Below are 21,480 nucleotides of genomic sequence, written 5' to 3'. Positions count from 1 at the left end.
GACCATATCGGTCTCTGCAGTCAATTGGGCGACATGCAGTTAGAGTGGGTACTCAAAGAGGATACTCCAACGTATGTATATGCCCTTTTCGGCGGAGTGATCGGCATTCTGGCGGTGACTGTACATAATCTGTTCGTTGGTGCAGAGTCGTATTATAGCCTTTCAGGAGTGATTATTGGCAGTGGTTTTGCGGGGTTTCTCGCTGCGAACGGATCGGGTCATTTCAAAAGAGCTGGTATGGGTGCCGGCATCCTCGGAACGGTGCCTGCCTTTGCGTGGTGGTCTGACTTTCTCCGTAGCTGGTTCATCACGTCGGCTTCGGAAGGTGGGCAGGTATTCGCAGTTGTGCTCCTGTGTATCCTTGTCGTTTTCGTGGGTGTGTTGGGGACCCTAATCGGCGTATTCGGCGGCTTCTTCGGTGGGTGGATCGCTGGGAAACTCAATCCAAAACCAGTGGATACGACGTAATAGAACGGCTCTTCAGTGGTCTCATCTCTCTATTTCAAGGTAGTGGGCCTTCGGTCGTGATCTGCTAGATTCCAGCTATAGACCGTCTCTCGGTTGTATATGGCAGTTCAGCGTTGAATCGACACTAGCGTAGGTTCGCACAAGCACTGACTGCCTTCGACTACTGTTGTTTCACGACAACTGTGTCTGCGACGAGGTCACCGACCCGTTGGTTGTCGTCGGTAACCAGTATCAGCACCATCGCAACCAGATTCGCCGTCGGGAGTGCGTCGACGATCCACAGCAGGTTCCGTAGTATCGACGCGCTGACTGTACAGTTGGAGCCATCCGACTTGGCGACGACCAGCCTCAACAGGTACTTCCCGGGCGTGTACCCGTACAAGCCCTCGAGCAAAAATCCGTAGACCACCGTTGCGACAAGCCCCACGAACACCAGCAACATGGACCCGGTGTCGCCGAGAGCCGTCCCGGCGATCACGGTCACACCCCAGATCAGCCCCATGAGGACCGAATCGATGATATACGCGAGTACCCGGCGCCAGATCACGTCTCCGCTCGTTCCGAGTTTTGGGGTCGGATGTTTCTTCATGTCGATCTTTGAGTGTTAGAGGTCGGCATACAGCTTTGTCAGGCCACACTCCGGGCAAAGGAACGCGTAAAGTGACGTCTGATACCCGATGCCGAGGCGTTCCAGTACACTGCCTTCCCTATCGGTTTCAACGTAGAGGTCGCCGACTCCTTCGGCGGTTACCGCCGTTTTCGCCATCTGGACACCACAGTCCATCCGTGTTCGGTTAAGACGTTGAATCGGGTGACTGCGCTCCACTGACGAAGCTATCGATGTAGACCGCGTGGGGAGAGAATGTGTTCAAGACGCTCTCCCCGAACCTCATACGACGGCGGCTCACTTCCCTGTTTCCAGCAGCGGTTATCGAAGACATCGCGCGCGAGCGCGATGTCGTCCAACGCCACCGGACAATCGACATCACGATGCTCGTCTGGACGCTCATCATGGGCTTCGCCGTCGACGGCGAAGCCCGCACTATCGCCGGGTTTCAGCGGGCTTACTCCGCAGCGACCAACCAGACTGTTGCCCGCTCCAGTTTTTACGACCGGTTCACACCAGCACTTGCGACACTGTTGAGCGACCTCCTCGAGCACGCTCTCGAGGAGGTCGCGGTTCCCCACACGATCGCTCCCCAGTTCGAGTTGTTTCGTGAGGTGTTGATCGCCGATGCAACCGTCTTCCGGTTGCATCGGCTCCTCAGCGAGTTTCCGGCGACTCACGCGGATCAGTCCGGCGCGAAGCTTCACCTCGTCCATAACGCGACGACACAGACGATCGAGCAGTTCCAGCTCACCGACGAATGCACCCACGAGAGCAGCCAGCTCCGCACGGGGAGCTGGCTGCGAGGCCGGTTGGTGCTGTTCGATCTCGGGTTCTACAATTTCCGTCGGTTCGCGTTGATCGAGGAAAACGGTGGGTTCTTCCTGACACGGCTGAAGTCGAACGCGAACCCGTTGATCGTCGGAGAACGGCGGAAATGGCGCGGGCGCGCCATTTCCTTGCCAGGACGTCGCCTCCAGGACGTCCTGAGTGACCTCACACGGGAGATAATCGATGTGACCGTGGAGATCTCGTTCAAGCGGCGAGCATACGCTGGGAAGGAGTCAACCGATTCGATGGAGGTTCGCGTCGTCGGTGTCCGCAACGAGGACACCGACGACTACCATCTGTACGTCACAAATCTCCCCGACGCGTTCACTCCGAGGCAGATCGCGGCCCTGTACGGGTTGCGGTGGGAAGTGGAGTTGCTGTTCCGGGAACTGAAGTCGCTGTATGGGCTGGAGAAGTTCCAGACGAGTGATCCAGCGATCGTCCACCTGTTGGTGGTGGCGGCTCTGCTGACACTGACGGTCAGCAGAGCCTTGCTCGGCGTGTTTCAAGAGCTGTTTCCAGAGACGGTGTTCCCCCGTGAGCGCTGGGCGAAGACCTTCCGGTCTTTCGCCCAGCTCATCCTCGAAGATCTGGCACAGTCGCTCGGACATCCACCGCCGAATCTGTCGGAGCTGATGTTTCGTGACGCCCGCCAACCAGAGAAATCGCGGCTCTTACTCAGCGAACGAGTGGCTGAGGCCTTCATGAGGCGATCCAATGCTTAACCGAACACCGATGGTCCAGACACTGAAAGTGACGACGCTAACCGATGTAGAGTCTCTTGCCGTCCTCGACGTTCATATCTCGGCACGGTGGAAGCACGATACGAAGACAGGGCCGCAGGTCGTCCGCCGGAACGCGGACGACCTGCTGTCCGTGGCGGCTGACAAAGCCTTCCACAACTGGATCACGAAATACGAGTTCTACGCACTCGGTGTCGATCCACTCATCTTACAGCGTGGATCGAAGCCGCTCACGGTAGGTCATAACGCGTTCATCCGGACAAAAGGCTACTCTCAGCGCTGGATGGCCGAAACCTCGTACTCGACAACGAAGCGCTCGCTCGGCGACGCCGTGCGAGCGCTTGGCTGGTATCGGCAGTTCCGTGAAATCGTCCTCATGTTCGCCATCACTAACATAGAACCGCTTTGTGAGCCGCTCTGACTATGACTCAGAGGCTATTCAACACGGCAGGACATTCGACACTGCGCTGATCGTCACGACGATCTGTTTTGTCGACGACATCCCTCAGACACTGGCTGAAGCCCGGCGAGTGCTGCGCCCGGACGGATCGCTCGTCATCGGTTATATCGACAAGGATAGTCCAGTCGGTCGGATCTACCAGGAGAAGAAGTCGGAGAATCCGTTCTATCGGGAGGCCGTGTTCGTTTCGACCGACGAACTCGTCGACGCGCTCGAAGATGCGGGGTTCTCGGAGTTCGAGTTCGTGCAGACCATCTACCACTGGCCCGACGAGATCGACGAGCCTGAACCGATCGAAGAAGGGTATGGGGATGGGTCCTTCGTCGGGATCAAGGCAACCATGTAGCAGCTGTGGCCCAGTACTGGATCGCCTCGACTGTTGGAGACGCGCTCGTTTACCTGGGACGATCCGACCGCGCCATTATATCGGCGGTCGACATCTGCTAGCGTATGACGGCAATTGCCGAACTGAACGTCATCCCTGTTCGGAAAGGAAGCATGTCGGGAGAAATCTCGAAGGCCGTCGAAGCGCTTGAGCCGTTCGACGTAACCTATGAGACCACACCGATGGGGACGATCTTGGAGGCCAACGACGTCCACGAACTGTTCGCAGCGGCGGAGGCAGCACACGAGGCGGTCGACGAAGATCGAGTGATTACGACGTTGAAGATAGACGACAAGCGGACGGTTCAGCAGCGTGCCAGCGAAAAAGTCACCGCCGTCGAAGAACGACTCGGCCGAGAAGCCAGAAGAGGCGATTAACGGCCTTCCAGGAGGTCGTCGACGGATTCGTAGGGGTGAATGTCCACGCCGTCGTCCGAGATCTCAGCGACGTGAACTCCGATACCGATCTGCACGTCCCGCTCGGCTGCGCTCTGGATGGCACGGGCTGCTATCAATCGTGCCTTCGATGTCGTGAGCGACTGTGGAACTCCCGTGTCGAGGATTCCATAGGCAATCTGCTGACCGCTCCCGACCGCGGCGTACGGGTCCTCGAGAGCGCCCTCGTCCGTGCCGAGCGTGAAGAGGTGCGGTCCGTCGACGTCGATACCACCGAGGAGGAACGTCGTTTCCGGCATGGAGCGCTCCCGGAGGTTCGTCACGGCAACGGTACTGAGGGCCGTCATGTCCATCGGTTCATCATGGGAGGTTTTGTAGCGGTCTGCTTCGGATCTGATCGCCCGTACGAACGGTTGCACAGCACCGAGATTATCGGGCGACCCTAGGACAGCGGTCGGATGAACCTGAGAATTCTCCGGACCCCTTCGCTACGAACAATGACTCCCCGGCTCGTCCGGGTGCCGACCGCCATGAGTACGCCGTCTTCCGTCGTCAGGCCGACGAGCGTACCACCGGCCACTGAACCACGGCCATCAGTGCGATAGTCTGCTCCGATCGAATGCTGATCTCCTGATCGGGAGCGGTCCATATCGGCACCTGAGGTTCGTTCGGACTTTTCAGCGTTAAAACAGTTGTACGTCCCCGGTCACGAGATCACGGGTGAGCGAATCGATGGTTTCGAGCTCGGCGGTGATGATTCGTCGGATCTCTTCATCGTCACGAGCTGTCGTATCGACATCGACGGCTACGGGTTCCGTGACGGAAGTTCCGATCTGTGAAAGCAGTTTGACCTCTGTGTGTGCCGCTCCGAGCGTCTGATGAATGCGCTTTGCGGCGTTCGTGGCGACGAGGTTGTACAGTTTTCCGACGTGACTCACCGGGTTCTTCCCGGCCGATGCTTCGAGGCTCATCGGCCGATGGGGTGTGATAACCCCGTTGACGCGATTTCCTCGTCCGACGTTTCCGTCGTCCCCCATCTCTGCAGAGAGACCGGTCTCGGTGAGATAGACGGTCTCTGTTTCGAGATCATCAGCGGCGTTCACGTCGACGTGCACGGTTCGCCCCGTGTGCTTGTTCGCGTATTGGGTGACGGTATCCGCAATTCGTTCTTTCACATTGACGTACTCGCTGATGTCCGAAACGTATCGAGAGATGACGGCAGCTGCGACGGTAATCCGAAGTTCGTCGTCCGTCCGCCACCCTATTAGCTTGATATCCTCGCCGATTGCCGAAATTCGTTCGCGTAGCTCCGGTTCGAGCCCGTTGATGATCCGGTCAGTTTCGGAGAGCGGGGCGTAGCCGGTACCGACGCTGGTGTCGTTCGCCCGGGGAGTGCCTTGCGCATCGAATAGTGACTGCAAATCAGCTGACGTCTCTCCGATACGCGAGTCGAACTCGACCATGTCGGGAGACAACTCCTGGAAGTGGTCGTCGACGTAGTCGCCCGCGGCGTCGATGGCGATGTCGTCGACCGGGATTCGCTGTCCGTCGACGGTTTTCGTCGCTCGACCGCCGAGCAGGACGTAGATCGGATCGACGATCTCACCGCCGCCGAAGGCTGGCTCCGTCGATCCGGCGACGAGCTGGACCTTGTCGGTGTTGTGATGGAGAATCTGTCCGAATTCGTCGAGATATCGTCGCGACAGGCGTCGCGAGATGGCCTCGGCAATGCCGTCGCATATCGAGTCCGGGTGACCGATCCCCTTCCGTTCGACGAACTCTGTCGACCGCGACGCGATTGGATTCTCATTGAGGTGCTGAATCGTAAACGAGGGATTTCCCATGTATATCGCTGTCAACGTATCCCGGGGAAAAATAGTCCATCGTGGCACCCGTGCTCTGGGTATGGACGAACGTGAATCACTCGCCGCGATTTACGAGTGGCTCCCCGATACCGGTGACGACGCTGCCGTCGTCGATGATCTGATCTTCACGACCGACATGCTCCACCAACGGACCGATTTTCCGGCGGGGACGACACGATATACTGCCGGCTGGCGGGCCGTGGGTGCCTCGCTGTCCGACATCGCCGCAATGGGAGCCGACGCGACCGCCGCCATCGCCGTGTACGCAGCCCCCGAATTCGATCCCGACGAACTGCATGCCTTCATTGAGGGAGCCCGCGACGTGTGCGAACTAACGGATAGTCGATACGTCGGTGGTGATCTCGACCAGCACGATGAATTCACGGTTGCCTCCTCAGCGATCGGACACACCGACTCCCCCACGCTCAGGTCGACGGCCTCCCCCGGAGACGTCGTCTGTGTGACTGGGACGCTCGGACGGACCGGAGCGGCCTTGCGGCTGTTCGAGCAAGACGCTTACGAGCGGGCGAACGCCCTCTTTCAATTCGAACCCCGCGTCTCGGCTGGCCGGGCACTCGCCCCGTACGTCTCCGCGATGATGGACTCGAGCGACGGGCTGGCTCGGTCACTCCATCAGTTGGCTGACGCGAGCGACTGTGGCTTCGCGATCGAATGGGATCGAGTCCCCCCCGACGAGACAGTCAGCGAGTTGGCGACGACAGACGCGGAAGAACGCGAATTCGGGCTCTATACGGGCGAGGACTTCGAACTCGTGTTCACGATTTCCCACGACCGGATCGACGCCGCACGAGACGCTTCACCCATCCCGATCTCAATCGTCGGAAACGTCACCGATCGTGACGTGATGATCGATGACGAGCCCCTTCCCGATAGGGGGTACACGCATGGTCGCTGAGACGCTCGACGCGGGCCGACTGCTATCGACTCTGGTTGCGCAGACGAGCGTGACCGTTCCGACGCACGTCGGTGCCGTACGGGAGGTGGCACGATAGCCATGGACCCGGTCGTCTACCATCCGATCGGCGTCGTCCGTTCGCCATTCGACACGCCCGAAGACGTGCCACTCAAACCGAGTCGGTCGGTCGACGCCACTGGCCGGATCGAACTGGAAGCGGAATATCAGGACGGCCTCGCCCTACTCGATGGATTCTCTCACATCGTCATCGTGGCTCACCTCCACCTGATCGAGGGGTATACGCTCAGGACGTCGCCATCCTTCGTCGATGAACTCCACCCTGGGATATTCGCGACACGCGGCCCGAAGCGGCCCAATCCGATCGCCCTCACGGTCGTCCGGTTGACCGATATTACCGACGCCGTGCTCCACGTCGAGGGGCTTGATACGGTAGATGGGACGCCCGTGCTCGACATCAAACCACACTACCCTAAACCCGATGAGTATCGGGATCTCCGCGGAGGATGGATCGAAGACAACGTTGAGCAGACTTCAGAGTAGTGCCCTTATCGTCGCCGACAGGCATTCCAAGCGAGTACGTAGCGTCCGTCGTGGGTTCGGCTACTGCACCTCCCCCCAACCCTGAGAATCGAGCCACTATTCGTACTCGTGTTATGATTATGTACGGGATCACACTCCTCCCGTAATTCGGTTGAATCACGTCAATTCTGGGGTTGATTGGGGGAGCGGTTCCTGCTTTCACGATCACCAAGCACTGCTGTACTTCCCGTAGAAGACAGGGTCTCCGGAGTTTCGTTCGAATTGGGAGTCACGTTCCCACGTGAGTACGTAGAACGCGATCAGCCCGAGAGACGAAAGAAGCCCTGCAACCGCCGTGATTGACAGTTGGCCGATGTTAAGCGGCGTTCGAAACCCGCGTTCTAAATCTGGCCGAGAATACCGGAGTTTCAACAACGCGGCATTCACCAGCACAAAGACGATTAACAGCATGAGGTTGGCCAATCCGGCCACGATTCCGATATCGCCGAGGAAAATGAAGGGAATCGTAATGAGTCCGACTACCACCACTGCATAGTGGGGCGTTTGCCGGGTTGAGTGAACGCGAGAGAAGACCTCGGGAAACACGTGGTACTCCGATTTCGACACGCCGTAGACTAAACGCGAGGTCGAAATCTGGAGAATGAGTTGCCTTGTTTTGCGGTCGACTAACGGCAGCTTCAGACGCTCTCACGGGAAGATTCCGTCACGCTAACCCGTAATTGGACGCCGTCTGGCGATATGGCATCGCTCAGACGGCTAGCACGGATGTGTCGAGATCTTGCCAAACAGCACGTTGACGACCCGGAAGTACCCGCCGCGCCGGACGGCGCGGGCGGGTACGCGAAATGGGTGCAGATCGCCTTGATTCTGTACCGCGTCGAGTTGGAGAAGAGCCTCCGTGAGACTGAAGACTATCTTAACGAGATGCCCGGTGTCCTCGCCGTGTTCGAACTTGACGAGGCACCGCACTACAGTTCGTTCTGCCGGTGGGAACAAGAGTACCGGATGCGTGACCTGCGCCGCCTGCTCCGCGCTTCGGCGGAGCAGGCGGGCTGGAGTGGTGAAGCCGCGATTGACGCGAGTGGCTTCCAGCGCGATCAAACCAGCTACCACTACCGCGACCGCGCGAATTACTCGTTCCAGTCGATGAAGACGACGATCTTGATCGACGTGAACTCGCTGGCGATCAAGGACGTTCATTTCACGACGAAGAAAGCCTGGGACGGCCACATCGGGATGCAGGTCTTCCGCCGGAACGCGGAAGACCTGCGTGTGTTGTCTGCTGATGCGAACTATTCGTGGAGCGACCTCCGCGAGGAGTGTCGCTCCAACTCAACGCGACCGTTGATCAAGCACAGGGAGCAGACACCGTTGCAGAAGGCCCACAACGCCCGGATGAACGAGGACTACAACCAACGCTGGATGAGCGAGACAGGTTTCTCGCAGTTGAAGGAAGACGACGGCGAGAAGCTCCGCTCCCGGAGCTGGCATGGCCAGTTCCGGGAGCTGACTCGCAAGTGCATCGTGCATAACCTGACGCAGGCGGCGAGTTAGGGCTCGCCGTCTGCTCCCCTTCTCCGGACGTATCCGGGAGAGGCATCGCCGCCGTCACCGGAACAATGGAGCAAGGTACCATAGTTTTGACTCATCAGCAACCGCTGTGAGTGACAGCTACTGCATCTTCTGAGGGCGAGAAGCCGTCTTTAGCGCCGTAAAATTGTAGATCAGCAACCCCACCCCGACGCTGTCTTGCGTTCAACAAGGCAGAATGAGTACAGTGTTTGGGCCTTGTTTAGACGCTCGAAAATAGGTGGGAGAGGTCTTCTCCCCCGAATGTGCTTCAAACAGAGTGGCGAACTGGAGCGATAGACGATCCGAGATCGGTCACAAACCGACGTTATCCGATGAATGAACGGCTTGAGCGGAGAACATCATCTCAACACTTTCCGCATCAATCCCTTTAGGAGTGCGTCAGAACCCCTGTTACGCTCGAAATTTGGCGTCTAAACAAGGCCCAGTGAAACAGCGGAATATATCGGGAGATTGGTAGGTAGGTCAGTGCAAGATACACAGCGCATATGCAGCACGCCAGATTGCTGATCAGGATGAATAGCTGATAGTCAGTACAGACGAGTCATCGAACAACAGTTACCGGAACCGGTGAGTGGCGGAACACCTTCTCGGCAACGTTACCTACGAACAACCGGTCCGCAAGCGATCCACCGTGACTACCAATCACAACAGTATCGAAATCAGCTGCTCGATTGATGATTGCTTTCGCTGGACGCCCCCACGCAACGTCCGTGGTTATCTCTTTCTCGTAGGTTTGCGCTATCTCATGCGCTCGTTCATGGACTTGTGATGCGCGCTCCTCCACTGCCTCCTCAAAATCGTCTTCAAGTGCAAGTCCTACCGCTTTTCCCATCATCGCTGAGGGTTCACCGACGATATGTAAGACCGTAATTTCCGCATCTGGATGCGCCTCAAGCGCGTATTCCAGCGCGTGTTCAGCCATCTCGGACTCGTCCATCGGGACAAGAACGCGGGAAATCATGGGTAAAGGACGGCGGGCAGAATCATAAACCATTGGTCAGACTCGCATCAACCACTCTTCAGCGTTGAAACCCGGTGTCAGCCGGACCTGATGTCAGAGCTTATAAAGTGGAGCCTGGCAATGTTGATGCAATTACGATGGTGGCACTCCTGGCCGTCGTCGGTATCCTTGTCGCCGTATTTGTTGGGTTCAACATTGGCGGATCATCCACGGGCGTGGCATTCGGCCCTGCAGTCGGCTCACGCCTGATTCGGAAGACAACTGCGGGGGCGTTGTTCGTTGGCTTTGGCTTTCTCGGGGCGTGGACCGTCGGACGGAACGTCATCGCGACGATGAGCAGCAGTATCGTGCCGGCAGCCCAGTTTACCCCCATCGCCAGTGTCGCCGTTCTGTTCTTTACCGGCGCATCACTGTTGATATCGAATCTCTATGGCGTCCCAGCCTCGACTTCGATGACCGCTGTAGGTGCCATTGTCGGATTGGGCCTTGCATCCGGCACCCTCAATCAGGCGCTGATGTTCGTTATCGTCTCAGCCTGGATCGTCGCCCCGCTGATCTGTTTGTGTATCGGGGTCGTGGTCGGCCGCTATATTTACCCCTATCTCGACCGGTACATCGCGTTTACGACGTTCAATCTCCACTTCATCCAACTCGACCGATCAGGAGTGATTCCACGGCCGTCGATAAATCAGAACGCATCACTGCAGGATATCGTCGGGTCACTCGCGGTAGTCATCATCGGCTGTTACATGGCGTTCTCGGCTGGGGCGTCGAACGCTGCGAACGCCGTTGCCCCTCTCGTCGGTTCTGGAGGTTCGCTGACGGTCAATCAGGGCGTCCTGCTCGCGGTGGGGGCCTTCGGATTGGGCAGTTTCACAATCGCCCGTCGCACGCTAGAAACGGTTGGAGACGATATCACGGAGCTACCGATACTCGCTTCACTAATCGTGTCCGTGGTCGGTGGAACGGTTATCACCATTCTCTCGTCTTTCGGAATTCCAGCGAGTCTCGCCGTCAGTACGACCTCGACGATCATTGGGCTCGGATGGGGTCGAGCGAGTCGGGCAGCGACTTTGGCGGAGTTGGCGACGCCATCGCCAGCTGGTCCGGTAGTAGACGTCTCGACTGGCGCATTAGTCACCTCACGCGCTGAGGATGCTCCTGCCAGCCCGACCATTGGGGATATTGCTCGAGAAGAGGAATCGCCCAAGAAGCCAGACGAAACCCCGGACATCCCAGATATCGGCGCTGAGGGACCGGCAGATATCGACGAGCGAAGTCTCTTCAACCCGGCGGCGGCCAAACGTATCGTGACGATGTGGGTGTTGACGCCGTCGCTGGCGATTGTCGCCTCATACCCTGTGTTCGCGTTCCTGCTATGAGTGGTACCCACTGCCGTTGGCCGGCCGCTCCCAGCAGTGGGCAGCCAGGCGCCCGGGCACACAACGATCTGTGTTTGGCAGCATATGACACCAACACACCGCAACGCTGAGTCCCGTCTTACCCAGCCACGGTTACTCGGTCGGTCAATAAGAAACGTCTATTTTTACCATTTGTGACAAATGGAACTGCACATAGCGAGACATCCGCGGGAATCTGCCGTCGACCGACGATAGGAGGTTCATATTCCGGTGAGGAGACTCGCGAACTGATCGAGGCGATCATCGATGGCGTCTATATCGTATACCGCTGCTTGCCGCTCGTAGTACGGGGCCAACTCCATTGCATCTGGTGCCAGCGTCCCCGGTCCACAGTCAGTCGCGACCGTTAGCGAACACACCGGCGCATACGAGCCTCGGAGTTCGCGTTTGACGGCCTCGACGTCGCTCGGGCGGTCATCAGTGATGGTGATGATCAACGGCTCGTCACGCTGGGTGTCCACGATCGTCCGGGCGAGGCCGATCGCCTCGGCCAGGGGCGTCCCGCCACCACAGTCGGTATCGAGGAGCGTCGTCTGGACGTGACGCGTCTCGACGGCGAACGGTTTCGCGAGACGGGCCTGACCGTCGATGAAGTCGATGATGGCGACACGAATCCCCAAGCCTTCGGCAGCGACGGCGAGCCGGGCGACCGCCCGGGTGGCCACCTCTATCTTCGGGGGATCGCCGTTACGCATCGAGCCCGACCGGTCCAACACGAGCACCAAGGCGTAACGCTTCTCCTGGCCTGGTGTCGGGGTCTCACAGACCCGCGGATCGCCGATGGCGAGCCGGTGCCCGGCGCGGGTATCGTACTTCCCGGCCGTCAGACCGGTCCGGGTTCCCTGCTGGCGTTCGAGCGTGAGTTCCTTCTCAAGGACCTGCGCAACGCGGGCGGCGCCGTCCTCGACGGCAGCCCACTGGCCAGGTGAGACGAGATCATCGGTGACCGGGGCGAACACGATGTCGCCGAGGCTCTCTGGGCCAGCCCCGCTCCCCCCGCGTCGTGCGTCTCAGCCGCGGACTTGGGCCCGTCACCAGAGTACTGTTCACTGTCCCGCTGCTGCCGGTCGAGCACGCCATTGAGCTCTTGAAGTTCGCGTTCGACGGCCTCCCGGTCGACCTGCTCCCGTGCTGCCTCGCGCTGGGCCGCCTCTCGATCGTGCTCAAGTGCCTGCTCGTACTCCGCCGGCGACGGTGCGACCTGCTCGTCGCCGCCGTGAGCCGGCCCCGGCGACGGCTCGTCCGCTGCTTCGTGATCGATATCGTCAGCCCGACCGTCTATTGGTTCGTCCTCACTGGACTGCTTTGGGTCGCCCATCCCGTCGTCTTCTGGGCCTTCCTCGGAGGGCTCGGACGCTGCCGATCCAGACTGAAATGCCTCGAGCGATGTCTGCGCCAAGGTTTCATCCTTGTCGGCATCTGCCCGACCATCTTGAGGACCTAACGGAGACGAGTGATTGCCTCCGTTTCCCGGATCGTCCCGGTCTTCGCGAGCTCGCTCGGCAGCCACTGCGAGTGCTTGCGGTCTCGATGGGTGATCGTCGAGCTCTTCGCCTGGTTTGATGGCTGGTTCCGACCCTGATTCTGAGTCGCCGTCCGCTCCCGGCAGATGATCGTCATGATTCTGGCCACTCCCTTTCTGTTCGACTGGAGGCGATGCGGGGTCGCCGGTGGGTTCCTCAAGATCTGACGTGGGAGAACTCACCGAGCTGTTCGCATCATCCATGTCGGGGTCCGGCGTCACCGTCGGGTGGTCGAACACGTCTTGATACGGGTCCTCCGTCGCCTCGCGATCGAGCGAGACACCAGCTTCCCCGGGGGTTTCCGCCGGGTCATCCTGTGGCGGGGAGCAGTCATGACTGTCGTTCCCCGAGGCGGTGTCTTCGTTCCCCTGCGAGTCATCGGTCGGTCCGACGGTCCCTGCGACGATCGGCTGGAGCGTCGATGTCCAAGTGTCGATGACGCGTCGTGCTCGCTCGACCGAGGCGGTCTTGTCGTGCGTGTGGGTTGCGTCGTCGAGGTCGACGCCCCGAATAGCGAGGGCATCAGCAGCGAGTTGTTCCAGCGGATCTCGTACCGTCCCGAAGGCGATCTCGTCGCCATCGGAGACGAACCCGACGCGGTCGTCACCCTCGTCGAGCAGGACTTCGGTGGTGCCGGTCGGGTACACCGCAGCATCGTACAGACCGGTGGTGACTGCGTCCCAAAACGAGAGGCGTACCTGCTGACCGTCTCCCAGATCGTCGGGGGTCTGGGAGTGGATCCGGCGGGTGAGTTCGAGTCGGATCTCGGCAGTGTCGCTGAAGTTTGCGCCGCGGATCGCCTCGTGTTCGATTGCGCCGTCCTCGACGATGTTGATCAGTTCGTGGACGTAGCGATGGTATTCCGGGTCGACTTCGGCGTCGAGCAGCGCGGCGATCGGGGCTATCGCAGTCTTGAGGATGTGGAGGAGTTCGTGAAAGGCGAGGCCGAACTGGTGGGCGTGGTCGGCGGTGAGCTGATCGTTCAGCGGCACCCGCTCCAGCGGCGCCGGCGCGGTCGTGATGAGTACCAGAAATTCGGCGTCGATGCCCTCGAGCAACTGAGTGGCCTGCCGCCGTTCGAGGTCGGTTGCGTCACTGCTGACCAGCGCGTCGGTGTCGGCAGGCAGGACCGCCGCCGTCTGGACTGCTGGGGTGAGGACGACCTCCACATCGACGCTGGCCGGGAGATGGCCCTGTAGGAACGACCGGAGCCGGTCGCGCCGACCGGCTGACGCCCGCACCAGGGCGTGGACATCGGAGCTGAAGGTTTCGACGAGGGCGCTCGAGTCGCTGGCGGAGTTGGTCTCGGACATGATGAGGAATGGGAGGTACTGAATCTCTCTGCTCTCTTGTAAGCGCTAAACCCGCGAGAGTAGACGAGCCTCTCGACAACGCGGACAGTGACCCGGTGGCCACGGATGTGTGGGATGGCTTCGATCTCCCGAGCGAGATGCTTGCTTTGGGAGCGGTCGTACTTCCACTCCACATACACACGATCAGTCGCTAGTCACCCGAATCCGGTCCGGCAGTCGGTCGAGACAGATCTCGAGGAAGCTCACCGGGGCTTCTACCTCGATGTGTGCCGGCTCCCGGTGCGGCGTGGCCCCGTCGCTCATTTCGTGCTGAAAGTGCGTCGTCCCGAGGTCAGAATGGTCGCGGTCCTTGTGCCAGCCCAGACTCACAGCATCGTCGATCCACTGGACGCGCTGGAGGTCCGTCGCTTCACGTGGCCGCCAGACGACTTCGAGTCGCCCCGTGTCTCGCGGGAACGGCTCTTCAAGGAACATCTCGATGTCGACGACGACGACAACAGCTGTTGGCTTGATCGCGGAGGGTTCGTACCGGATATTCGACGCCCCAGGGACGTTTTCCAATCGCTCTTTCACTCGACGAAGTCCCTGTCGTCGGGTGTACCCACTGCCGCCCGCGAGAAAGAGGACCATCTATCCTCAGCCTTCTTGGAGGTGACTGTCTGGGGTGTATCCTGGGTCCGTCCCCGCGCCGAGTTCGGTGAGCGACTCGGTGAGCCCGATGGCCAGCCGGACCGCCTCACGCACCTCGACGTCGTACTCCCATCCCTCGACGACGTCGAGCCGCTCGCGGCGTTGCTCGGCCGAGAGATCGTCGTTGCCGACCGACTGGCGGAGTTCAGCGAGCGACTCCACGTCGAACTCGCGCTTCCAGCGGTCAATCTCGTCGGCGATGTCTCGGAGTTCCGCGGTGAGTTCTTCCTGCGAGTGTGTTTCCGCGAGGTCGCGGACCTCGTCGAGGAACTGGGTGACGGGATCTGGCTTGTAACAGGTCCCCTCGGCCGTCTCGACGACCTCGAGATCTCCCTGCTCGGCCATCCGCGAGAGGTACTTCACGGCCGTATCGCGGGAGACGTCGGCTTCAGTCGCGATCCACCCGGCATTCCGTGGCGTCGTCCGGGTGAGCGCGACGTGTCGGACGCGCTCGGCGGCGTCCATCCCCGCTGGCCAGGCCGGCTGTTTCTCACTCATGCGCTGTCCTTCGGGAGCTGCGAACTAATAGTTTCTTACTCATACTGATTATATCGTATTCATCAGTCAAGAACGACAGAACTGAGCGGTTGCGGGAGGTCACAGATAATCGTCGAGCGTTTCGTAGGTATCTCCGGGATACTGATTCGGTTCAGCAACCGCCCACACCTCGTTTTTCACCGCGGCCTTCGGCGCGGCGCCGTCCTCGATGTGTTCACAGACGACCACGAGGTTCCGGGTCGACAGCGTCGGCCAGTTCTCGTTCTGGCGAGTCTGGTGGGCGAACTGGACGATTTTTCTGAGAGTGCCTCTGTCGACCACAATGGAGCCGCTGTTGACCTGAGCATCCAGCGTGTCGAGTTCGACCTCGACGTCCTGGATGTAGGGCTGTTCGAGCGCCCTGAACCGCCCTCGGGTGGCAGAGTTCATCGGCTCTGAGTCGCGGTACTCCCGCGTCGGCGGATTCATCGTGATCACGATCCGCGCAGAGGGGTGTGGCTCGACCAGCTCGCCGTGAGCCTTCACCAGTAGTTTCCCCTCGTTGAGCAGGCGATGCAGCGACATCGCGGCGCCGGCCCGCATCACGGGGAACTCGTTGAGCACCAAGACCGATCCGTTCAGCAGTGCCTGCTTGGCGGGCCCGGTTCGAGGGACGATCAGCCCGTCCTCGGTCGGCGTGAGCGGCCCGAACAGGTCCTCGGTGTGGGTCGCCTCGTCACAGTCGATGGAGACGTATCCCCGGTTTGTCTCGTGGCAGAGGTACTTGATCAGGTAGTTCTTTCCTGAGCCGCGCGGCCCGACGAGACGGACGGGGACCAACCCTCGAGCGAGTTTCTTCGCGAGCAGTTCATCGAGCGGGAGTTGGAGTCGCGGTTCGATGGGAACAGCCGGCGGGACGACCGGGCCGGCGTCGTCGACGGAGAGCGCGTCGTCGCCGGCGTCGGGGTGAGTCGCTGCTTTCGGCACGTCAGGATGATCTGGATCGTCGAGGAGGTGGAGGCCGGTCGCTACTGGATCGTCGGCGTTACGACCAATCGCGCTGACGTACTGCGCCTCGAGAGCGTCGGGATCGAGATCATCTGTTCGGTAGACCGGTTCGCCCACGGCGACATCGGTGGTCGCGAGGTCGACTACCCGCGCCACGCCACGGTCCGTCTCGCTGTCGAGCCGCCGGGCATACCGCTGGGCGGCTGCAGATGCGAGACGAGTCCCGACGGGGACGTGCTGTGGTGCCTCCTGGAGGATGGCTGCCGCCCGACTTTCGGTGAGCGTCCCGGTCAGCCCGACGAGGTCGTCGACACCGGCGTTAGCGAGGTCCGCGAACGTCTCGTAGCCCGCCTCCCGGAGGGCTTCATCGATGCTCTCGGTGACGACGCTGATGATGGTGAAGTCGGGCGTATCCACCGCGGCCCCGAAGGCCGCGACGATGACTTCGGGTTCGGGACCGTGGGGAGTGACGCCGGTGATCGTCGTCGTTCCACCCGCACCTCGCTCCAGCGTGTAGATTCCGGCGTCGACACCCTCGTCGATGAGGTCTGCGGCGGCCTGCTCGCCGATGTCGACGTAGTCGCTCACCCGGAGAGTGACTCGTTCGAGCGGGATCTGGCCGCCTTCACGCTGGAGGAGTCGCCGTACGAGATGGCTCAAGACGGCCTGTTCGTCGGGCTGGCTGTCCGCGTCGTCGCTAGTTGTGGATGACATGGTACGGGTGCGTTCTGGAGCCTCCGAGTCGAGGCACACTCACTGCCTTTCTCGGAGTCTCCGTCGTTCGATTGGAAGCGAGAAATCGGCACGCGTCGAGTCAACGCTCGGTCAACTCAGCATAATTCAAGATGGAGCCTCCAGCCTCAAGGAGCGAACGAAGTGAGCGAGTAGGCCGGAGAGGAAAACGACATGGTACGATACAACCGACGTACTGCGACCGGCCGACTCCCGAATGTTCAATTACCATTAGGTACTCTCTGAAGTATGGACGTGCGTCGGACCGCCGTCGTGAAACTCGCTGTTCCCGACGAGCAACGTGACGCACTCCACCGAACCGCCGACCAATACCTGTACTGCGCAAACCGAACTGCCGACTACTGCTGGTCGGACACCTCCTACACTGAGTGCAAGACCAACAAACGGCAAGTCCGAGACGCGCTCTACTCCGAACTTCGTGAGGAGACGGAGCTACAGGCACAACTCGTCCAAGCCGCCATCAAACGCGCCGTCGAAGCGATCAAAGGCGTTATCGAACGGTGGAAGAAGGGACAACGCGTCTCCTGCCCAAATTTTACCGCCGAAAGAGGGTGTCATAGAAGAGTTCTCACACCGTGATCACGGTACTTCCCGGATTGTCTCCACGTTCGTAGTTGGTGATTGCGACGACGAGGCGAAGGCACAGGGCGAGAAATACCTGCGCCCGTGCGTGGACGCGGCCTCGGGCGTGCGTTCGCCCGAGGCCGCAGTCCTTCACTGATTCGTTGGTTCGTTCGACTCCACTACGGCGGTTGTACGTCTCATCCAACGTGGACTGCTTCAACTGAACGTCCTCGCCGTGTTCGGTGATGCGGTCTTCGACCCTGTACTCAATGTCTTTCGGGTCATCAGCGTTCCGGGCGTTGTATGGAGCGACTGGCACGACCCCTGCGGTCAGCAGGTGGTCGTGCCAGTCGAGCGTGTCGTAGGCGCTGTCACCGACCATCCAGATCGGTGTGGCGACGGCGAGCGCGTCACGCGTGACGCGCATCGCCGTCTCTTCTGGCGCTTGCTTACTCTCGGTGAACTCCGCTCCGATCGGGATCTTTTGCCCGGTCGAGACGATCGTACAGCCGTAGCCGTAGTAGTACTCGTCGTCGGTTGGATCGTAGCACTTTGAGGCGTCTGGATCGGCGGGCATCGCCCTCACGTCTGTTGAATCGATACAGTAGGTCAAGTCGAGCAGGCCGCGCCGGGCGGCCTGCTCGACGAGGTGGTCGAACACCTTGTCAACGACGTGTTCAAGATCGGTGAGAAAGCGATCGACCGCGTCTCTCGACGGCGGTCGATCGAATCCACAGCTCAGCCAGACGACCGTGTTCCGAAGCTCTCGTTCAACGGGACGAATGCCGTAGATGTCCTTGTAGTAGCAGTGGAGAAAGCCACGCATCAGTTCTGGTGGTTCGTGGTCTCGTGTTCGCCCCGTCTTCGCCGGGGCGAACACGTCGAACTCTTCGAGAAACTCGAAAGAGAGGTGCTCGAACAGCGCTAGCGTCTCTGTCTCCACGGCATTGAAGAACGAGTCTACCGAAGGATCATCTTGCAGGGTCGCTGAACTCATCCACCTCAGCGTTCACCCTGCTCTTTGGTGTGCTAATCGTTCTATGACACCCTCGAAACGATGGACTACGATACGCGGAGCGCAACCTCCTACCGCAACAAGGTGTCACTGGCGACTGTTGAGGGCCGGGTCGAACCGTCGTTTGTTCTCCCGGCAGACAGCCCGACGCCCTACGAACGGTACGTACTCTCCGAAGACTACGAGTTCCGCGAGAGTACACTTCGGTACGACGCGGCGACCGACGAGTTCTATCTCAACATCTCGACTCGACGGATTGACGGCGTTGACGAAACGTGCATCTCGTCCCCACACGAGAACGCTTCACGTTCTGAGGACGACGCCGCGGAGGTTCTGGCAGATACCGAGCACCCCGACCAAACGGTCCTCGGTATTGACCTCGGCGTCAACAGTCTCGCCGTCTCCTCGACCGGCACGTTCTGGCACGGCGACGACTACGACCACTGGTGTCGTGAGTTTGAGAAGCGACGCGGGGAAATGCAACAGGGCGGGACGCAAGCCGCGCACAACGGCCTACTTCGCCTCGGCAAGCGCGAAGACGCATGGCGAAAGCAGTACATCCACATCGTCGCTAACGAGATCGTCTCGGAAGCCATCGAACACGACTGCGACGTTATCGTGTTCGAGGATTTGACCGACATTCGTGAGCGACTTCCGCAGGCGAAATGGCACCACGTATGGGCGTTCCGACGCCTGTTTGAGTACATCTCTTACAAGGCTCCTGGGCGCGGTGTCTCCGTGGAGCAAGTCGCGCCGAACCACACGTCCCAACAGTGTTCTCGGATGGACTGCGGGTTCACGCATGAGAATAACCGCCACGGGGAACACTTCGAGTGCCAGATGTGCGGGTACAAGGTGAACGCGGACTACAATGCCGCAAAGAACATCGGGCTACGGTACGTCCGGAAGCGGACACACAGACTCCGTTCCTCGCCCACGTCGGGGAGCGGAGACGCACCAGTAGACGTGCGTATAAATGGTGGGGCGTTGAACGGCGAGAGTCACCAGCCTCTTGCTGGGGACTGATTGCCGGGAGTCCACATCAAAGCCCATCCTCAAGGACTGAGGCGCGTATGCGCCGAGGGAGTAGGTGGGGCAGTTTACATATCGTCTAGCTGCTGCTGGACCCGGTCGTGGAGTCGCTGGGCTTCCCCATCCGAGAGCGCAGCCTCCGTGTCGACGTCGATGCCCGGGATATCGACGATATCCTCGAGGGCGTCGCTCAACGTCTGCTGGCCCTCTGTGAGGACCCGTTCAGCCGCGTCTTCGACCTGCCGGTCGTGTTCCTGCATGGCCAGTTGGATCATCATCGCCGGGGTCCGAAGCAACTCGCCGGCGACCTCGATATACTCCTGATACGTGTTTGATGCCCACGACCCGGTGTACTCCTCCAAGAGCGCAATCAGCAACGATAGCTGCAGGTTGGACACCGTCGGTCGGGACGTGGGATCGGCGAGGCTGGTCGCCCGCTCAGCCGCGACAGCGGCATACGTGTCGGCAATACCCCAGTATCGGTAGCAGTCGGCAGCCGAGAACGGGAGTGCCTCGAAATCGTAGGTGATCGCCCGGGCCCGCCGGAGTGTTTCGTCGACGTCGACCATTCGCGTCTCGACGTCGTCGTAGATCGATGCCCACCACTCGCTGATGGGCACCCGGTCATTCGCCCGTTCGTGATCGGCATCGGTCGCCTGTCCATAGTGCCGGCGCGTGTAGCGTTGACCCGTATCCGGAACGACCGTTTCACTGTCGGGGAAGTACAGAATCGGCTTCGCCCACAGCGTCTGGGTTCCCCGAAAGTCGTACCCCGTCTCGAAGCCGCCGTACACGACCAGCTCCTCGTCTGAATCCGCCGCCCCGGTATCCCCAACGCGACTTCCCCCGAGGGCTTCGATATCGTCCTCGTCGTCGATGTCGACTGCCTCCTCAGGCGGGCCGATGACGTGCTGGAGGCCGGGACAGACGACGAACAGCTTGAGCACCCCGCCCCAGTCGCGGTAGCTCAGCCAGCCGAATACCCCAGTTTCACCTCGTCGCTGGAGTGCAGTGATGATCGGCTGGTAAGCTTCTTGTGGGTTGATGATCGAGTAGCGGTCGGAGGCGATCTGCCAGCGGAACCGAACGTCGTAGCCCAGCGCACACAGCGCCTTCCGTCGCCGGTCGACGATGTCTTGATGATCCTCGACGGGCACGATCGGCTCGGCGTCGGTTCGGGCGGCTAGCTGGTCCAGCGAGTGCCCAGTCGCCCGTTCGAGCGTCTCGGTATCGAGCCCGTGAACCGACTCGATAGCAGCGACGTCGACGGCGCCGTCGGTTTCAACGAACTCGTTGGTCGCCCAGATTTCCCCGGAACTGGCTCGTGGCAGAACCGCGATGGCCTGCTCAAGTGCCGTCACGCTGTCGTCTCCACACCAGGCGTCCGGTGAATGCTTTCCTTCCCCTGGAATCGCTTCCGAACCGCCATCGGCGAGGCCGGCGAATTGAAGCGTGTGTTCTTCGGCGATAAGCGCCGTGATGGTGACGTTGTCGGACAGTTGATTCTCGTCCGGCGTGTCAATGTTTGTCGTCGAGTCATTGCTCCGCTCGCTTCGCTGTGAGTGCTGGTCGATAGCCATGATCGGGTCTGGATGAAGAGCGTTCGGCGTCGATGCCGTCGATTAGGCGGTCAATCGATCGATTTCGAACTCTTCACCCCTCTGTCGGAGAGAAATTCGCGAGACGACCCCTAAGTTTCCACACGGATTTCTCTTTGGCACTTTCATTTCAAATCGCCTCAGCGACTAACGAATTTGTGGCACGACTCTGACTGACATGACCAGCTCATCCTTTCGAGACGCATCGATTATTCGGAGTATTGCCTGCCATATTATTAGGAGGAATGATAGCGACGTCAGAACTCGAGATACCAAACATGATCTCCGATTCCAACCCCAC

Annotated in this window: 21 protein-coding genes and 3 pseudogenes; 11 read left to right on the top strand and 13 right to left on the bottom strand. The window is 60.1% G+C overall.

Annotated features, from left to right (window positions below):
* Positions 1 to 33 precede the first annotated feature (33 nt).
* The gene (locus NKJ07_RS22050; protein ID WP_318570682.1) at positions 34 to 468 is read left to right on the top strand and encodes a DUF5518 domain-containing protein; all 435 of its coding nucleotides are present in this window, start codon (positions 34 to 36) and stop codon (positions 466 to 468) included.
* Between the two features lie 160 nt (positions 469 to 628).
* Here NKJ07_RS22050 and NKJ07_RS22045 read toward each other — a convergent pair whose 3' ends face one another.
* Entirely contained in the window at positions 629 to 1,057 is a 429-nt protein-coding gene (locus tag NKJ07_RS22045; protein ID WP_318570681.1) for an RDD family protein, read from the bottom strand.
* 15 nt (positions 1,058 to 1,072) lie between these two features.
* Entirely contained in the window at positions 1,073 to 1,234 is a 162-nt protein-coding gene (locus tag NKJ07_RS22040; protein ID WP_318570680.1) for a hypothetical protein, read from the bottom strand.
* Between the two features lie 98 nt (positions 1,235 to 1,332).
* On the opposite strand from NKJ07_RS22040, the gene NKJ07_RS22035 reads away from it, so the two are divergent.
* From NKJ07_RS22035 to NKJ07_RS22020, 4 genes and pseudogenes are all read left to right on the top strand, one after another.
* Entirely contained in the window at positions 1,333 to 2,631 is a 1,299-nt protein-coding gene (locus NKJ07_RS22035; protein ID WP_318569445.1) for an IS4 family transposase, read from the top strand.
* 13 nt (positions 2,632 to 2,644) lie between these two features.
* Positions 2,645 to 3,070, top strand: a pseudogene (locus tag NKJ07_RS22030) (transposase); the annotation flags it as partial.
* Positions 3,057 to 3,455 carry a class I SAM-dependent methyltransferase gene (locus NKJ07_RS22025; RefSeq protein WP_318570679.1) on the top strand — a complete coding sequence of 133 codons (399 nt, stop codon included), beginning with the start codon at positions 3,057 to 3,059 and terminating at the stop codon, positions 3,453 to 3,455. The pseudogene NKJ07_RS22030 and the gene NKJ07_RS22025, both read left to right, overlap by 14 nt.
* 104 nt (positions 3,456 to 3,559) lie before the next feature.
* Entirely contained in the window at positions 3,560 to 3,871 is a 312-nt protein-coding gene (locus NKJ07_RS22020; protein ID WP_318570678.1) for an MTH1187 family thiamine-binding protein, read from the top strand.
* Here the strand turns inward: NKJ07_RS22020 and NKJ07_RS22015 are convergent.
* A complete protein-coding gene (locus NKJ07_RS22015) occupies positions 3,868 to 4,308 on the bottom strand; it encodes an Ntn hydrolase family protein (protein ID WP_318570677.1) in 441 nt (146 codons plus the stop codon). The two genes, NKJ07_RS22020 and NKJ07_RS22015, sit on opposite strands and share 4 nt — an antisense overlap.
* 264 nt (positions 4,309 to 4,572) lie before the next feature.
* Complete coding sequence (locus NKJ07_RS22010) at positions 4,573 to 5,733, bottom strand: methionine adenosyltransferase (protein ID WP_318570676.1); 1,161 nt, start codon at positions 5,731 to 5,733, stop codon at positions 4,573 to 4,575.
* A gap of 61 nt (positions 5,734 to 5,794) precedes the next feature.
* Here NKJ07_RS22010 and thiL point away from each other — a divergent pair, with 61 nt between their 5' ends.
* Entirely contained in the window at positions 5,795 to 6,670 is an 876-nt protein-coding gene (gene thiL / locus NKJ07_RS22005; RefSeq protein ID WP_318570675.1) for a thiamine-phosphate kinase, read from the top strand.
* 99 nt (positions 6,671 to 6,769) lie between these two features.
* A complete protein-coding gene (gene tsaA / locus NKJ07_RS22000) occupies positions 6,770 to 7,231 on the top strand; it encodes a tRNA (N6-threonylcarbamoyladenosine(37)-N6)-methyltransferase TrmO (RefSeq protein ID WP_318570674.1) in 462 nt (153 codons plus the stop codon).
* Between the two features lie 204 nt (positions 7,232 to 7,435).
* Here tsaA and NKJ07_RS21995 read toward each other — a convergent pair whose 3' ends face one another.
* A complete protein-coding gene (locus tag NKJ07_RS21995; RefSeq protein WP_318570899.1) occupies positions 7,436 to 7,864 on the bottom strand; it encodes an amino acid permease in 429 nt (142 codons plus the stop codon).
* Positions 7,865 to 7,969: 105 nt separating this feature from the next.
* On the opposite strand from NKJ07_RS21995, the gene NKJ07_RS21990 reads away from it, so the two are divergent.
* Entirely contained in the window at positions 7,970 to 8,785 is an 816-nt protein-coding gene (locus tag NKJ07_RS21990; RefSeq protein WP_318566907.1) for an IS5 family transposase, read from the top strand.
* Positions 8,786 to 9,365: 580 nt separating this feature from the next.
* Here NKJ07_RS21990 and NKJ07_RS21985 read toward each other — a convergent pair.
* Complete coding sequence (locus NKJ07_RS21985) at positions 9,366 to 9,785, bottom strand: universal stress protein (protein WP_318570673.1); 420 nt, start codon at positions 9,783 to 9,785, stop codon at positions 9,366 to 9,368.
* A gap of 137 nt (positions 9,786 to 9,922) precedes the next feature.
* Here NKJ07_RS21985 and NKJ07_RS21980 point away from each other — a divergent pair, with 137 nt between their 5' ends.
* On the top strand, positions 9,923 to 11,167 hold the full coding sequence (locus NKJ07_RS21980; protein ID WP_318570672.1) for an inorganic phosphate transporter: 1,245 nt from the start codon (positions 9,923 to 9,925) through the stop codon (positions 11,165 to 11,167).
* 239 nt (positions 11,168 to 11,406) lie between these two features.
* Here the strand turns inward: NKJ07_RS21980 and NKJ07_RS21975 are convergent, their stop codons facing one another.
* The 5 genes from NKJ07_RS21975 to NKJ07_RS21955 form a co-directional block, all read right to left on the bottom strand.
* Positions 11,407 to 11,922, bottom strand: a complete 516-nt coding sequence (locus tag NKJ07_RS21975) for a VWA domain-containing protein (protein WP_318570898.1) — start codon at positions 11,920 to 11,922, stop codon at positions 11,407 to 11,409.
* 107 nt (positions 11,923 to 12,029) lie between these two features.
* A complete protein-coding gene (locus tag NKJ07_RS21970) occupies positions 12,030 to 14,042 on the bottom strand; it encodes a hypothetical protein (protein WP_318570671.1) in 2,013 nt (670 codons plus the stop codon).
* Between the two features lie 183 nt (positions 14,043 to 14,225).
* Positions 14,226 to 14,672, bottom strand: coding sequence for a hypothetical protein (locus NKJ07_RS21965; protein ID WP_318570670.1), 447 nt, complete (start codon positions 14,670 to 14,672; stop codon positions 14,226 to 14,228).
* A gap of 6 nt (positions 14,673 to 14,678) precedes the next feature.
* A complete protein-coding gene (locus tag NKJ07_RS21960) occupies positions 14,679 to 15,230 on the bottom strand; it encodes a DUF7342 family protein (protein WP_318570669.1) in 552 nt (183 codons plus the stop codon).
* A 99-nt stretch (positions 15,231 to 15,329) separates the two neighbouring features.
* Positions 15,330 to 16,931 carry an AAA family ATPase gene (locus NKJ07_RS21955; protein ID WP_318570668.1) on the bottom strand — a complete coding sequence of 534 codons (1,602 nt, stop codon included), beginning with the start codon at positions 16,929 to 16,931 and terminating at the stop codon, positions 15,330 to 15,332.
* A gap of 267 nt (positions 16,932 to 17,198) precedes the next feature.
* Between NKJ07_RS21955 and NKJ07_RS21950 the strand changes: the two are divergent.
* Positions 17,199 to 17,516, top strand: a pseudogene (locus NKJ07_RS21950) (RNA-guided endonuclease TnpB family protein); the annotation flags it as partial.
* Positions 17,517 to 17,538: 22 nt separating this feature from the next.
* Here NKJ07_RS21950 and NKJ07_RS21945 read toward each other — a convergent pair.
* Positions 17,539 to 18,531: a transposase gene (locus NKJ07_RS21945; RefSeq protein ID WP_318566693.1), complete on the bottom strand. Its 993-nt coding sequence runs from the start codon at positions 18,529 to 18,531 to the stop codon at positions 17,539 to 17,541.
* A 48-nt stretch (positions 18,532 to 18,579) separates the two neighbouring features.
* Here NKJ07_RS21945 and NKJ07_RS21940 point away from each other — a divergent pair.
* Positions 18,580 to 19,575: pseudogene (locus NKJ07_RS21940) on the top strand (RNA-guided endonuclease InsQ/TnpB family protein); the annotation flags it as partial.
* A 74-nt stretch (positions 19,576 to 19,649) separates the two neighbouring features.
* Here the strand turns inward: NKJ07_RS21940 and NKJ07_RS21935 are convergent.
* A complete protein-coding gene (locus tag NKJ07_RS21935) occupies positions 19,650 to 21,161 on the bottom strand; it encodes a hypothetical protein (protein WP_318570667.1) in 1,512 nt (503 codons plus the stop codon).
* Positions 21,162 to 21,480 lie beyond the last annotated feature (319 nt).

The sequence above is a fragment of the Salinigranum marinum genome (genome assembly GCF_024228675.1).
Lineage (GTDB): Archaea > Halobacteriota > Halobacteria > Halobacteriales > Haloferacaceae > Salinigranum > Salinigranum marinum.
Note: the sequence above shows the minus strand (reverse complement) of the source record. Positions and strands in the feature narration are given on the sequence as shown.

Bases quoted from the DNA above. Each gene is read 5' to 3' on its own strand.
- NKJ07_RS21980 (WP_318570672.1), top strand. From the start codon at position 9,923: ATGGTGGCACTCCTGGCCGTCGTCGGTATCCTTGTCGCCGTATTTGTT.
- NKJ07_RS21960 (WP_318570669.1), bottom strand. From the start codon at position 15,230: ATGAGTGAGAAACAGCCGGCCTGGCCAGCGGGGATGGACGCCGCCGAG.
- tsaA (WP_318570674.1), top strand. From the start codon at position 6,770: ATGGACCCGGTCGTCTACCATCCGATCGGCGTCGTCCGTTCGCCATTC.
- NKJ07_RS22050 (WP_318570682.1), top strand. From the start codon at position 34: ATGCAGTTAGAGTGGGTACTCAAAGAGGATACTCCAACGTATGTATAT.
- NKJ07_RS22010 (WP_318570676.1), bottom strand. From the start codon at position 5,733: ATGGGAAATCCCTCGTTTACGATTCAGCACCTCAATGAGAATCCAATC.
- NKJ07_RS21945 (WP_318566693.1), bottom strand. From the start codon at position 18,531: ATGAGTTCAGCGACCCTGCAAGATGATCCTTCGGTAGACTCGTTCTTC.
- NKJ07_RS21985 (WP_318570673.1), bottom strand. From the start codon at position 9,785: ATGATTTCCCGCGTTCTTGTCCCGATGGACGAGTCCGAGATGGCTGAA.
- NKJ07_RS21935 (WP_318570667.1), bottom strand. From the start codon at position 21,161: ATGGCTATCGACCAGCACTCACAGCGAAGCGAGCGGAGCAATGACTCG.
- thiL (WP_318570675.1), top strand. From the start codon at position 5,795: ATGGACGAACGTGAATCACTCGCCGCGATTTACGAGTGGCTCCCCGAT.
- NKJ07_RS22040 (WP_318570680.1), bottom strand. From the start codon at position 1,234: ATGGCGAAAACGGCGGTAACCGCCGAAGGAGTCGGCGACCTCTACGTT.
- NKJ07_RS22045 (WP_318570681.1), bottom strand. From the start codon at position 1,057: ATGAAGAAACATCCGACCCCAAAACTCGGAACGAGCGGAGACGTGATC.
- NKJ07_RS21955 (WP_318570668.1), bottom strand. From the start codon at position 16,931: ATGTCATCCACAACTAGCGACGACGCGGACAGCCAGCCCGACGAACAG.
- NKJ07_RS21970 (WP_318570671.1), bottom strand. From the start codon at position 14,042: ATGTCCGAGACCAACTCCGCCAGCGACTCGAGCGCCCTCGTCGAAACC.
- NKJ07_RS21990 (WP_318566907.1), top strand. From the start codon at position 7,970: ATGGCATCGCTCAGACGGCTAGCACGGATGTGTCGAGATCTTGCCAAA.
- NKJ07_RS21965 (WP_318570670.1), bottom strand. From the start codon at position 14,672: ATGGTCCTCTTTCTCGCGGGCGGCAGTGGGTACACCCGACGACAGGGA.
- NKJ07_RS22020 (WP_318570678.1), top strand. From the start codon at position 3,560: ATGACGGCAATTGCCGAACTGAACGTCATCCCTGTTCGGAAAGGAAGC.